Below are 13800 nucleotides of genomic sequence, written 5' to 3'. Positions count from 1 at the left end.
ATTTGTTTTATCATTCCGCAAAAACCTCCTTCAAAAACATTTCTGTAGTCTGCCAGGAGCGCCGAGCAGCCTGCTCATTATAATGCAAGCCCATCTCATCATCGTTTGCCAATGGATTAGTAAATGAATGTGCTGTATTGCCATAAATATGGATTTGCCAATCCGCTTTGCGCGCAGTCATTTCCAGAGCAAATTGATTCACTTCTTCGGGTTTAACTAAAGGATCATCATAGCCATGCAAAATCAGGATTTTGGCCTTAATTGGGGCAAATAACTCTTCTTCAGGGGCCTTAAGCACCCCATGAAAGCTAACAACCGCTTTAACGTCAATGCCAAAACGTGCCAAATCCAAAACACATAGACCACCAAAACAATAACCTATCGCTGCAATTTTGTTTGTATCAACCTGAGGTAATTCAGTGAGCAAATTAAATGCTGATTGAATACGCTTAATTAACATTTGCCTATCATTCATGAACGGAGTCATTAAGGCGCGTTTTTCTACTTTATCAAAGGCCACCTGTGCCTGCCCATACATATCAATAGCAAAACCGACATAACCTAGTTTTGCAAGCTGTATGGCTTTATTACATGCATCATTGCCCCGTCCTCCCCAGTCATGGGCCACCATCACAGTGGGACGTGGTGAGGAAAAACCTTTGTCATACGCGATAAATCCTTTGCAAATCGTGTTCGCATCATTATAGTTTATTTCATCCGTTACAATCACACTAATCCCCCAACTAATAAAAGACTAAGGTCTGTTTATATTCCGGCTAGCATTGGCAATCAGATATAAACAGACCTTAAGTAGGTGAATAACCCTATTCTTATTAACCGGATTCACCACCCCCAATATTTTTAGCCATATTTCCGGCTTTACCACCTAGACCGCCGCCTTTGCCGCCACCGCCGCCTTTACCGCCTGGTTTTTTACCGTCACCAGTAGCTTCAACATTACCGCTGCCGCCACCCATACTACCTAAAGCACCCTTAGCTTTGTTAAGTCCTTTCATACCAACACCACCAAGTTGCTTGTCAATTTGACCTTGAGCATCACGGGTATCTTTAATACCAGCTTCTTGTTGTTTTTGCACCTCACCAGCCCATTGAGCAGACTCTTGTCCTAAGCTTTCAGGGTTACCGCCAATCCAACGTAAGACCTTGTCAGGTAAGTAAGATATGAGCGTAAAGGATTTTTGAATTAACACTAAATACATCGAAGTGTAGGTCAAAATCGAGAAGAAGAAGGCATAAACACCGGCCCAATCCGAATAGCCACCGGTACCTGACGCCATATCAGAGACCCCACCACCCAAGGTTGTAAGCGCGGTGCCTAGGCCACTCTTATTAGTGTTTTCTTGTTGAATAAAGGCAATCGCTGTATCATATCCAGAGTTAAGGATCCATACGCCCACGTAAGACAAGGCGATACCTGCAATATATCCAATAATCATCATCGAAGGTCTTAAGAAGACGTTAATCAAGATCATAATTGCCGCCTCACCTTTACCAAAGGCATCATGTCCTTCAGGGTGAGTTACCCCTAAGGCGACAATGGGTGCTGCCACCATCGCTTCGATAACGGAGATCAACCACGACATTGCACCGAATGTAAAGATTAGATAGGGCAATATAGGAACATAGTATGCAGTTGTAAATCCTATGGTGGTCATGACTCCTACCCAGGCGAGTAAAAGAGGCAGAGACAAGGAAATCAACGCAAATATGAACAGACCAAATACAGGGATTAACGCACTAGTCACCGCCATATCCAATAACATGATCCACAAGTTACCAGAGAAGTTAATGTATTGCACACCCATATTTGCTAAAGCCACAACGGGGTTAACTCCTGGGGCAGACAGTACTTGCACTCCTTGTTTAAAGATATCAGCCATACCACTAAGCGGAATCATTAAGAAGGACATGATCACTTGGTTAATAATCTGGCCAAAAACCTGCATCAAGGTGTTATAGATGAAGAGGAAGATGACATTATAGAACAAGTTACCCAACAATTGTCCTAAACAGAAGGAGAAGAATAAGATCTGAACCTTACCGCATGAGAAACTTTGTTGTTGTAAGGTATATAATGATGTATCAACATGGAAGTTAATAGTATTCGCAAAGGTCAAAGGTTTTAACCCTGGTTGTCCTGGCGTTTGCATCATTACTGAGTTGTTGATAAACCCATAGACTGTTGATGATTGTAAGCTACCCACAGCAGGTCTATTTGGATTTGCAGTCATACTAGGTTTAGGTACCAGGCTGCTTGCTGAGGTAGAGGTTGGCGATGAAATACCTGAACCATCGATTAATGATTGCACCATAGCTATAGGCGCACGGTTGCCTCCAAACCAAGTACATAGCGTTGAGAAAGAACCTCCACTACAACTGCCATTATCACCAAAAGACGAAGTGATTTGGGTGGCATCAAAACTACTTTGATCCAAACCGGTATTACTATCCGTCATACTCGCACTCTGGGTCGCACTGCCTTGAATTTGCACTAGATTAAAGAAGTAGGCTCCTGCCATAATCCAGCCTTGAGTTGATGCGTTAGCAATGAAGGAACGTGCATTACTAGCATTGGTATTATTATTCATTTGGGTTAACAGGTTTAGCGTTGGCATCATAATGCCATTGTAATCATTTATCGCATTAATAAACTCTGTTCCATTAAACAATGTGCCGCCACCAGAGCTGCCTGAAGCAGGTCCCCAAATCAAACAGTTCTGACCATATGAGGAGCATACAGTTCCATTTTGAGTATAAGGTACTCCAAACTGCTGATTTGCAAGATTGGCAATAAATGGTGTAGCACTATTCGAATTGTTCGAGCCAGGTGGCGCAAACCCAGGAGCATTACCGATTATAGTTTGGGTTACATTAGATAAATCCACAAACATTTGTTGAATGGCAATTGCCCGTGACATCTGTGCGGTTTGCAGCTCATCTGCGGAGAGAGAAACACCGCCTATATTGGTGTTCTGTCCAACCTGTCCCTGCGCGGAGCTCAAAGCAGAGGAATTAGCACCTACGTTATTTGAATTAGTAGTGGTGCCTTGTGTCCAGCCCAAACCTTGTCCTGCTGCCTGTGCTAAAGAGTTTCCATTTCCACTTGATGAGAAACCTAAGGTCTTTCCTATGGCGCCCCAGAAAGGATTAGCAGAGGTAGTACCTGTAGTAGACGTTGAAGTAAGAGTACTAATGTTATTCCAACGAATCTGACCGCAAATACCATTTAAGAAATTATAGGGGGAACCTGAGTCAAAATTAGGCATTGACACAGTCCAATAGCTTGCAGTGGGATTATTATTTTGCGTAGTTACCGCATTTACTGAACCAAGAAAATCAGGAACAGTGCTATTACAAAACGTTGCCATAGCTCCAGAAGGAGTTCCAGAACAAGGTCCTGAATTTTTTGCCTTTTGATCAAGGTATTTTTGCCGCTGATTTTGTAGTTGTGTTTGCAAACCTAACATACACACTTGACCAGCAAGAATATTCATCGCGCCAGAAGCGATACCAGTCATTCCAGCAGAACCATTAACCAGTGCTGAAGCAGGGTTTACTTGCTGCGCTTGAATAATGACTCCACCGCGATTCAAGTAACTTAATGCTGCATTCCACACTTTATCTGCGGCGCCAACACCTTGTACTACAATCCACATAACAAAAATTTGCATTAAGCAATAGCCTGATGCTTTAGGAATCAATAAGGATAAACCAACTGTAGAGCGTACTGGAATCCAAATAGAGGACCATTTTTGTCCTAGCATTTGTCCTTCATGGGCCGTATTCATTGTTGATACGAGTAAGGTATACATGATGATCATACCGCCTAGAGCTAGAACGGCGGAGTTAAACACCCCAAACATACTACCCATTATTTGGCTGCCCGTACCGCTTATAACGCCATCTACGATACCAAATAAGTTACCCAAAAATACGATTGAATAGTCACTGGCCGGCGGTGCAAAAGTCAGCGAGTTATCCGCTAATGCCAAGGCAGGAAAGAGAAGGAGGAGTACGGTTTTTGTAAGAAAATTGTTCATTTTTTCTCCCCTAATAATCCGTGCCTAAACCATTCGTCAACGGTACAACCCAACTTACGATTTTTAATTTGGTAGTACCAGAAATGGTAGCGAAAAGCCAATGCCAATGCGATTAATGTGACTATTAAGCTCACAAAAACCGCCTTAAACGAACCATAAAAAAGTTGATAACCTGCATAGCCCAAAATTAGGCATGCTGCGATTAGCATGATGATGCTTAAACGAAACAAAGCTTTCTGTTTTGTCATTAAGGTTGTATCACTAAGATTTAATTTGGCTGCGGCCTCATCAAAGGACTCGACCTCATTATTCTGTTGTGGTACAAACAACCGTTTAAACCCATTAGATAGGTATAGAGTAAAAGATCTCACCCGTTCCCAATCAAACCATGCACGAACATTTAGAATACTGCTAATAAGCTTTACAATTCTCGATTCTGATTGCTTCTTCATATTTTTTACTTCTTTAAATTAGAAATCTATCTTTTACCCTTCATAATATACTATAGTAGTAAGTAATGAATTCGTCCATTAATCTAACACAGTAAAAAAAGAGTAAATCATGCCCGATCTTAGCCATGAAGCATCCTCCCAATATTGGTTTGAATATATTGACCCAATGATCTATCGCGTAATTACTTTTATGGAAAGTGTAGAGGACTGGACTCTCGATGGTAACCCCGAATTTGAAGCTGCTATGGAGCAGTTGGGTAAGGAGCTTGATGATATTGAAAAAATCGATTTAGGACTCCTGTCTGAAGAGGAAAAGTTCATTCGTATCGTAGGAAATATTAAATCAGGGAGAGGACTACGCTTGTTACAAGCAATCGATACAGTTCATCCGGGAAGCGCTTCACGTGTCTTAATACATGCGGAAGAAACGAGTACTGGAAGCCATGATCCTGCAGGAGTTTTTCTTAAGAGAAACATTGTATTTGAACGTTTACGCTTATTATCGCGAGTTTTTTGTCAATATAGACTCAAACTCGTTTTGCGCGCACTTGAAGGGGATGAATGATGAAACGACTATCAAAATTCGCTGTGATTAATTTGTTTTGCTGGACGGCTCTGCCCGCTGTAGCAGATGATATCTCCCAGTACAGCACCCAGCAAACAGCGACCAACACTCAAAACTTAGTACAGTATTTAGTAAACCTTGGCGGCTACCTGGGATATAACATTACTCAATCGCCTACCAAAAATAACAGTACGGTAAGTCAAACCTTACTTAACGCTACTGCGACCCAGGTGGTACAAACGTATATGTTTAATACCTTTTTAGGTGCGCTTCCTGTTAACGCCTTCAGTAGTGCCTTAGCGCAAATCGTCCCAAGTGAGGTCTCAGGTGCTTCCTCAATAAATGCATGGGCAAATAACACGTTTAATGCACAAAACTTTAGTAATCCCTCATCTCAGCAACAAGGTAAAGTATCCGTTGTAAATAATATTGATCAGCAAACCTTCCAACAAGACCCGGTGAACCAAGGTATATTAAATATACTCGGTACACCCGATAACAGCTATTGTATGAATTACGATGGTTCTGCCTGGGTAGGATGTTCCTCTAATGCCAATGGTAATCTCGTACCTGGAAGCGTGGTTAGTGCGAACGTTATTGGGCAAATTCCCTCAACTTATCAATTTTTTACATACCAATATAACCAACAATTTTTAAGCCAGTTAAACAGCAATAACTTAACTGCACCGCTTTTGTATTCGACCCAGAGCACCTCAAGCAATAACTCCAATCAAGGCAACAACCAAAATCAGGGCTTAAATGCACAAAACCAAGCACAACAAGCCGCTAATTTTATTCGCTATGTTTCTGGCTCTGTAACGCCATTACAATTACCTAACCTTAAGGCCTATGACACTTTATATAGCACTGCAACCGCTTCAACTGGTTCCCAGCAGCCTTCGTTGCAGCAAATACAAGCGCAAACAACACTCAATAATTATTTTACTTCATTGCGTACCTATGCAGCGCAGTATTCTGTAGGGTTAAGTAACTTATATTTCATTATGTCTAAAAGGTTACCACAAAACCAAAGCACTACTGGGCAAGCACCAGCAAGCCAAGCTTTGAGCGAATTTAAAATGGCTACCTGGAGATTATTCAATGCGGATATGAGTCAAAATACACAATGGATTAATCAAATTAATACAGCTTCTCCAGCAACCGTTGAAAAAGAAATTGCAACCTTATTAGCTGAAATCAATTATCAAATGTACTTGGATCGACAAATACAAGAACGTCTTTTAATGACAAACAGCATTATGCTCTTGCAAAATACTCGCTCCACTCAACCTAGCGCGAACTTCACCGGTGCAGGCACCACCACAAACTCTCAATAACATGCAATAAGCTGGGCTGTTAAGCCCAGCCCACATCCACAATAAACATTTACCGACATCGACGGAAAACCCTAATTACAAAAGGTCTCGGTAAATTATTCTCCTCTTTTATATACCAAATATACATTATCAACCATTTTTTGCGAATGCCCCTTCGTATTATGTGCTACAGGGCCTGATTCAAACCGAGCAATAAACTGATAATGGGTTAAAAAATCTGTACCTTCGAGTAAATTTATTAAAAAATCACCTCGAGCCTCTAAAACAGGCTTGCTGATAATAACCCAATCGGGTTTTACCTGCTTACGCAGATAAGAAGCATAGGAAGCAAAATTCAGATTATAAGGAGCCTGTGTTAACTCTGCGTTATTTAAACACTGACTATCGATAAAACGTAAATCAGGGCGCGCATGAAAAGGAATCACCCCACAATCCCCCAATAAAACAGTAGCTCCCTTTGCCGCTTGCTCATTCAATAGTCTGGCAATCAATAATCGGCTTTGATTTCGACTTTGATAATTGGCAGCCAAAGCATGTACAGAAGACAAATTATTCCCGGGTATAAATAAAAATGTTATTAAAATAAATATAAAGCAAACGAGCAGCCTTAAATCTTCTTTTGCTAAATTAAAATAGCTTAAAAACTCAGATACACCCAAAACCGCCACTAAAGAAATCAAGGCGAAAGGAGCTAAAAATAATCGTAACATATGAGCTAAAACCGGATCAGCTCCCCATAACATCGTGCCATAGAGCAGAGAAGGTAACCACAATAGGATATGTCGGCAATCTTTAGGCGCTAACAAATAGGGCAAGGAGGCAACAACTAAAGGAAGAATGACGCGAACATAATCAAGATCAACCACCCCACTCTGTCCAGTCAAAATAGCCTTACATTGGTAACTGTTTGGAATCCAATGACCAAAATAACGTACACGCCAAATGAAGTAAATGGTATAAGGAAGCACTAAACATGCAAAGGTAATAAAGCCCCATAAATAGCATGTTTTCTTGTCTGGCAAGCGCATGGCTGTACGATTTGAACGCCATTGACAAATGATAAATACGGCAACAGGAAGACCCCAAATGATTCCCTCAAATCGGGTTAATCCCAGTAACAGTAAGCTAATATTAGTAAGCACCCAAGCCCGAGTAGATAATCGGTTTTTCCCCGTAGGCTGTGCACATACCGCAGAAAATCCCAAAGCTACGGCACATTGCCATATTAATAATAATGCCAAGGTGCAGAAAAAAGTACTTTCTAATCCACTAACTGTCCACCACACCACGCCAGCATAATGGCTAAAAATGAATACCGGGAGCATCGCCAGTAAGGGGCTTAAAAAAAGTCGGCTTAAACGATATAAAAAAACCAGTCCCAGCCCTAAACTAAAAACAGACACCCATTTCATGGTCAAAACAACTGGCCAATGGAGCTTAAAGCTTAAAGCAGCCATTAAAAGCCAAAGAAAATTTGAATATCCTTCGACACGAGGCAAAAGCGCAGGCCAGCTAATACCCTCACCTTCAACTAACTGGCGCGCATAAAGCCAAGTGATGTAGGCATCATCCGTAGTAAACCCCCAAGCAGCAGCTAAGGAAACGATTAAATAATAAGTACAATAAGTCGCCAAAATAATTGCCAGCCAACTTTCTTTTCTCGATGATAAAGAACTCAAATTTTAATGTTCCGTAGTTACTAAAAAGTGGGTTAAGCATAGCGATAAGCCGTAATGCTGTCATCCAATTTTTTATTTCTCTAAGGAGTATCTTCTATTAAATTACTGCTCAATTATTTAATTTAGCCCTTTGAAAATCCTCAGATAGCAGCGAGTTTTAGCCCTTTGTAAATATAAGTTAACAATTTTGCAAAAAAAGGGTGCAAAAAATGTCATATGTGATATGATTTCACTCAAATTGTAACATGCTGTTTTTAAGTTGTTTTTAGTTGACGCTCAATAAATAAACCAAAAGATAAAATACTAATCAAAATTAGCGGGTAAATATGTCTAAGACTTTAACTTTTTATGTTTCCGGAATGACTTGTGGTGGTTGTAGTGGCAGCATTAAACGCGTTGTAACCCATGCTCTCGCTTCTGAATCCATCAATCTTCTCGCCTTTGATGCCGATTTCTCCCAATTTAAAGATCCGAAAAAAGTCACTATGGTTATTTCAGATACCGATGAAGAAATACAAGTTAGCTGGCAAAAGATAAGAACATACATTGAGGAGCTCTCCTTTACTTGTAAAGACTATGATTACATACCCGAGTCAAAGCATCCACAAATAACACATCCAACCATAGAAGAAACTGTAGACACTGAAGCCTCCTCTCCATCGCCTCAACTGCGCGAGCTTTTTATTAACCAAGCTAAAAAATATTTTTCTTCTCACTGGTTTAAAGGATTTCTCGGATGTGGCGCAGGTGTTATTGTATTAGCCGCGTGTTTAAGCGGCGCTGCTATGTCACTGGCCGTGATGCTGCCCCTTGCGGGATTAAGTACCCTCCTAACTCTCGCATTAGGTGCGAACTCCTACGCTGATGCATGGAAAAAATGGCGAGCAAGTCGTGCCTTAACCATGGATAGTCTCTTTGCCTTAAGTACCAGCTTGATTCTAGTTATTTCTCTTGCTTCTTTATATGCTCCCTGGCTACCCATGATGTTCGATGCAGCCCTGCTTATTTATGGTTTTAGACATATTGGTCTTGGCATTGAAGACAGTATTAAAGCACGAATTGGTACGGCCAAATTCCAAGACCGGGCCCCTAAAACAGTAAGAAAACTTAGTTTTGAAAATGAAGCTGGAGCATCAGAGCGCGAAGAAAATGTATTGTTAACCCAGATTCAACCCGATGATGTCATCCTTGTTAATCCAGGAGAAATTATTCCTTTAGATGGAATATGTCTTGCAGAAAGCACCATTTATAATACGATTACAACTGGAGCTATTCTTCCCCGTTATTTCATGTCCGAATCCAGAGTGCTTGCGGGAATGCGCCTGGCAGAAAATGCGGCTCCATTAAAAATTCGTGTTACCAGAAACCATCAAAACTCATATCTCTCCCGCCTCGATAGCCAAATTGCCAAAGCGGCTTTAGATAAGTCTCCTCTTGAGCTACAAGCAGTACAACTTTTAGAATATTTCATTCCCCTGGTCCTCTTATTTGCTTTAACCGCAGGAACTGCCATTGGGGTATTTTTCTCGATGGCTGCAGCAATTCAGTGTGTAGCATCAATTTTGGTAAGTGCTTGTCCTTGTACATTAGGCTTAATTATTCCCCTTGCCGTAACTTCGGGAATGCATAAAGCAGCTGAAAATGGGGTTCAATTTAAAAGCACTAAAGTACTGCAAAATGCGGAGCTTATAGATACTGTTATTTTTGATTTGAATGGTACATTAACCACCGGAGTCCCTGCAGTCAAACAAATAAAAGCTCTGAATGAGCAAGAAATCTCTGAATCACAACTTCGCAAGATTTGCGCGGCTTTAGAAAAAAGATCGGCTCATCCAACAGGTAAAGCGATCTATGCGTACACTAAAGACGATAACTCCGATGAGTTAGAGGTAACAGAATTAAATAGAAGGCACCATTCAGGAATCATCGGGGAAATAAATAGCACCAGCTACATCATTGGCAGCCGCTCCTTAATGCATAAGCAGGGCATAACTATTCCTGCGAATGTAGTTTTACCGGAATTAGACAGTGGGGATGACTTAGTCCTGGTTGCTCGTGACAAAACCATCATTGGCTATATGGTGATGACTGACCCCCTGCGCAATGATGCCATTCGGACGATCAATGCCTTAAAAAAGATGGGCAAAGAAATTCATCTATGTACGGGAGCAGCCAAAGAAACGGCTCTTCGCTATGCAAAAGAACTGGGCATTAATCTTGACCATGTGTATGCAGAATGCGTTTCCAATCAAAAAACGATTTACATTAATGAGTTAAGAAACAGAGGACGAAAAGTAGCCATGTTTGGTGATGCAGGGAATGACGCCGAAGCAATGGCCGCAAGCGATTTTAGTGGCGCCATAGCCTCTGGAGATCAGGTCACTCAGGAAGCTGCGGATGCTGTAATTCATCCCGGAGCGTTAATGGCAATCGCCTCCTTGTTTGCCATTTCCCAACAAACCGTCGCGAATATTAATCAAAACATGGCAGGAAGCTTTGCCTACAATTTTGGTATGGTCGCTGCTTCTGGTCTATTATTTATTACTGCAAGCATCACCATTCCCCCAGCAATTGGCGTTGTTCTGATGATGTCTCAAGCCTGCCTCATTTTATTAAATGTTTATCGATTTAAAAATCAACCACTCGAACATTTGACCGAAGAGGCCCAAGAATCTCAACAAATATCTCAAACGCTATCTCATTCACATATGCTACGGAGAATGCCTACATGTGAAAATAGAGAGCGCTGCTTACAAGATTCTCAGTTGAAGCAGTCGCTAGATGATACGACTCCTAGCTCTAGTTGCTTAGTAGAGCCAGGAACTTCGTATGAAACCCTACCACAAGTATATCGGGTTTAGCGGCAAGTACAGGATGGTGATTGTGTGCCATCTTTACATAATTGGTGGCCAGTTGACTTGTCACACTGAGCAATACCACCATGGTTAGAGCAACAACCTCTAGCACTTCCTGAAGTTGTAGTTCCCTTTGTAGTTACAGGGGTTGTTGTTGTAGATTTTGATTTACCACCCCACCAACTACTTTTGGGTTTTGTCGTTGTTGACTTTGTGGTGCTCTTAGTGGTTGCAGGAACTGTTTTGGTTGTTTTATTTTTTGTGGTGGTTGTTGCGGGGACTGTAGCGCTTGTTGTTTTAGGCGCAACGTTCTTCTTCGTAGTTTTTGATTTAGGACAAGTACAGGTTGGTGAAGCAGTACCATCTTTACACATCTGAACGCCTGTAGCCTTATTACATGAAGCGACCCCACCATGGCCTGCGCAACATGCGGCATAGGCTCCTGCTAAAGGACTAGCAAACAAAAATAACGCAATAACAAAATGGCTTAAACTAATATACTTAATTGCTGAATTATTCTTCTTCATTTGGAACTCCATATCCGTAGTTTACATAAATAAATATAGACCATATTTTATTTAAAATGCATAAATTGATTAATATCCTGCTAAGCTTAAAATAGGATCCCTCCATATTTGATGTCCATTATCAATGGAGCTTTTGGAGAAAAAGTGCCCTCAATATATAAAAAATAATCTTCTTATGAATCCTTGGAAAATGATGAGCGAAGTAAATTATAGAAAACTCAACGCATGGGCATGGATTATCTTCTTATGCTTGATTATTGTGATGAGTTTTTCATTAATTACCCTGCACCGTTGGATAGGGGAATCTTCTGCTGCCCTCCAGGTTGTACTGCTTATTTTTACTTTTTGCTTACTGATAACTGTTCTCATGGCGGTGTGTATGTATTTAATACTTAAATCACACGAAAAAAGTAAATCACTGTTTGATAATGAACAGCGCTATAAAATAATTTTAGATAGCATCAAAGACAATGCGATTTTCACCCTAACGCCTTTAGGACATATAAAAAGCTGGAATATTGGTGCCCAACGAGTTTATGGATATTCGGACAAAGAAATCATAGGCAAGCACTTTTCTTTGTTTTATTCTCGGGAAGATGCAGTTAGAGGTGTTCCCTTAAATGTGATAACTACAGCACAAAAACAAGGGAAATTTGAAGGAGAGGGAATACGGATTCGCCGAGATGGCAGCCCTTTTTGGGCACATGTTTTAATAGAACCTATCTACAATGATAAAAAAAGATTAGCCGGATTTGTGAATATAACTCGGGATGTCACAGAAAACCGCAAAATGGAGGAAGAACATTCCAGACTGATTGCGCTAATCGAGGAATCCTCCGATTTTGTAGGCATTGCCGATTTACAAGGAAATTTACTCTATCATAATCGCAGTGCCAAACGAATGGTTGGTCTACCCGATGATTATGATATGTCACCGCTAAAAATTTCTGACATGCATCCTCAGTGGGCCATACAAAAAGTAATTAATGAAGTAATACCTAGTGCCTTTGAAAAAGGGTTTTGGACTGGGGAGTTGGCTTTATTACATCGGAGTGGCCGAGAAATTCCCGTACTGCAATCCGTAAGCTTACACCGAAATGCAATGGGAGAGCCGGTTTGCCTTACTACTATTGCCCGAGACATTACTGAACGCAAAGCGGAAGAAGATGCAACCAAAGCCAGTGAAGAAATCTTCCGCTCTGCCATGCAACATGCTTCGACTGGGATGGCATTAATTTCTCCTACTGGCAAGTGGTTAAAAGTAAATCAATCCATTTGCTCCATGCTTGGATATACGGAAGAAGAATTATTGCAAAGCGATTTTCAAACGCTAACGCATCCCGATGATTTAGAAACCGATCTAGAAAATGTACTTTTGATGCTCAATAAACAAATAGATAGCTATCAAATGGAAAAAAGGTATATTCATAAAGATGGTCATATTGTCTGGGGGTTACTAAGTGTTTCCCTAGTGTGGGATAACGAGGGCGCCCCCAAATACTTTGTTTCATTAGTGCAAAATATTTCCTATCGCAAAAAGGCAGAGGCAGCAAACAAAAAGCTCCTGCAAGCCTTAGAAAGTTCAAACGCGGAACTAGAGCGATTTGCGTATGTTGCCTCCCATGATTTGCAAGAGCCTATACGTGTGATTAATAATTTCGGCGACCTTTTATTAACCGAAAAACAGGATAAACTTGACGATGAGGGCAAAGAGTATTTAAAAATTATGACCAATGCAGGCCTTCGTATGCGTGAGGTAATTAATGATTTACTTACTTATTCTCGTGTTCATGAGGATGCTAAGAGTATTCTTTTTGATGGGGAAAACATCTTAAATAATGCCTTGGAAAATATCAAAGCATTAATTGAAGAGCAAAAAGCGCAAATAACCCATGATCCTATGCCCATGCTTTACGGCAACCCCATGCAAATTATGCGCGTACTGCAAAACCTAATTACTAATGCCATAAAATACCAGCCTGCAGGTAATGTTCCTATTATTCATATTGGCGTAGAGGATGCGGACCCTAACTGGAAAATCAACATCCAAGACAATGGGCTTGGAATTGATGAGCAATTTATTAAAGAAATTTTTGAACCATTTCGACGTCTGCATGCATGGGAGTCAATTAAAGGAAGCGGACTTGGTCTATCCATTTGTAAAAAAATCGCTGAATATCATCATGGCTCTTTATCAGTATCATCAAGGCTAGGAATTGGCAGCAACTTTACCCTTACCCTTCCAAAACACAATAACGGTTTACATGCCTAAATAAGAGGACTAGTATTATAATAGCAGCTAAAATACTTTGATGTCTTCGCAG

General features: G+C 40.8%; 9 protein-coding genes. 4 read left to right on the top strand and 5 right to left on the bottom strand.

Annotated features, from left to right (window positions below; all coding sequences use genetic code 11):
* Window positions 1-10: 10 nt before the first annotated feature.
* The 3 genes from BN3124_RS02705 to icmV all read right to left on the bottom strand — a co-directional run bounded on the left by BN3124_RS02705 (window position 11) and on the right by icmV (window position 4513).
* A complete protein-coding gene (locus BN3124_RS02705; protein WP_058533338.1) occupies window positions 11-730 on the bottom strand; it encodes a dienelactone hydrolase family protein in 720 nt (239 codons plus the stop codon).
* 103 nt (window positions 731-833) lie between these two features.
* Window positions 834-4061, bottom strand: a complete 3228-nt coding sequence (gene dotA, locus BN3124_RS02700) for a type IVB secretion system protein DotA (RefSeq protein WP_058533337.1) — start codon at window positions 4059-4061, stop codon at window positions 834-836.
* Complete coding sequence (icmV, locus tag BN3124_RS02695; protein WP_058533336.1) at window positions 4058-4513, bottom strand: type IVB secretion system protein IcmV; 456 nt, start codon at window positions 4511-4513, stop codon at window positions 4058-4060. Before icmV ends, dotA begins: the two co-directional genes overlap by 4 nt.
* Before the next feature lie 109 nt (window positions 4514-4622).
* Between icmV and icmW the strand changes: the two genes are divergently transcribed.
* Together icmW and icmX are read left to right on the top strand one after the other, a co-directional pair.
* On the top strand, window positions 4623-5078 hold the full coding sequence (gene icmW / locus BN3124_RS02690) for a type IVB secretion system protein IcmW (protein ID WP_058533335.1): 456 nt from the start codon (window positions 4623-4625) through the stop codon (window positions 5076-5078).
* Window positions 5078-6415: a type IVB secretion system protein IcmX gene (icmX, locus tag BN3124_RS02685; RefSeq protein ID WP_058533334.1), complete on the top strand. Its 1338-nt coding sequence runs from the start codon at window positions 5078-5080 to the stop codon at window positions 6413-6415. Before icmW ends, icmX begins: the two co-directional genes overlap by 1 nt.
* A 95-nt stretch (window positions 6416-6510) precedes the next feature.
* On the opposite strand, the gene BN3124_RS02680 is transcribed toward icmX, so the two are convergent.
* Window positions 6511-8094: a hypothetical protein gene (locus BN3124_RS02680; protein WP_058533333.1), complete on the bottom strand. Its 1584-nt coding sequence runs from the start codon at window positions 8092-8094 to the stop codon at window positions 6511-6513.
* 326 nt (window positions 8095-8420) lie between these two features.
* Here BN3124_RS02680 and BN3124_RS02675 point away from each other — a divergent pair, with 326 nt between their 5' ends.
* Entirely contained in the window at window positions 8421-10955 is a 2535-nt protein-coding gene (locus BN3124_RS02675; protein WP_058533332.1) for a heavy metal translocating P-type ATPase, read from the top strand.
* Here the strand turns inward: BN3124_RS02675 and BN3124_RS02670 are convergent.
* A complete protein-coding gene (locus BN3124_RS02670; protein WP_058533331.1) occupies window positions 10952-11476 on the bottom strand; it encodes a hypothetical protein in 525 nt (174 codons plus the stop codon). The two genes, BN3124_RS02675 and BN3124_RS02670, sit on opposite strands and share 4 nt — an antisense overlap.
* Before the next feature lie 175 nt (window positions 11477-11651).
* Here BN3124_RS02670 and BN3124_RS02665 point away from each other — a divergent pair, with 175 nt between their 5' ends.
* Window positions 11652-13748 carry a PAS domain-containing sensor histidine kinase gene (locus BN3124_RS02665; RefSeq protein WP_196398891.1) on the top strand — a complete coding sequence of 699 codons (2097 nt, stop codon included), beginning with the start codon at window positions 11652-11654 and terminating at the stop codon, window positions 13746-13748.
* Window positions 13749-13800 lie beyond the last annotated feature (52 nt).

Origin of the sequence: Legionella saoudiensis, assembly GCF_001465875.1 — a bacterium.
Classification (GTDB): domain Bacteria; phylum Pseudomonadota; class Gammaproteobacteria; order Legionellales; family Legionellaceae; genus Legionella; species Legionella saoudiensis.
The sequence above is the reverse complement of the archived record's forward strand: the minus strand, read 5'-3'. Positions and strand labels throughout refer to the sequence as shown.

What these genes read in the sequence shown, in the direction of transcription:
- icmX (WP_058533334.1), top strand. Translation starts at nt 5,078, where the DNA reads ATGAAACGACTATCAAAATTCGCTGTGATTAATTTGTTTTGCTGGACG.
- BN3124_RS02665 (WP_196398891.1), top strand. Translation starts at nt 11,652, where the DNA reads ATGAATCCTTGGAAAATGATGAGCGAAGTAAATTATAGAAAACTCAAC.
- BN3124_RS02675 (WP_058533332.1), top strand. Translation starts at nt 8,421, where the DNA reads ATGTCTAAGACTTTAACTTTTTATGTTTCCGGAATGACTTGTGGTGGT.
- icmW (WP_058533335.1), top strand. Translation starts at nt 4,623, where the DNA reads ATGCCCGATCTTAGCCATGAAGCATCCTCCCAATATTGGTTTGAATAT.
- dotA (WP_058533337.1), bottom strand. Translation starts at nt 4,061, where the DNA reads ATGAACAATTTTCTTACAAAAACCGTACTCCTCCTTCTCTTTCCTGCC.
- BN3124_RS02670 (WP_058533331.1), bottom strand. Translation starts at nt 11,476, where the DNA reads ATGAAGAAGAATAATTCAGCAATTAAGTATATTAGTTTAAGCCATTTT.
- icmV (WP_058533336.1), bottom strand. Translation starts at nt 4,513, where the DNA reads ATGAAGAAGCAATCAGAATCGAGAATTGTAAAGCTTATTAGCAGTATT.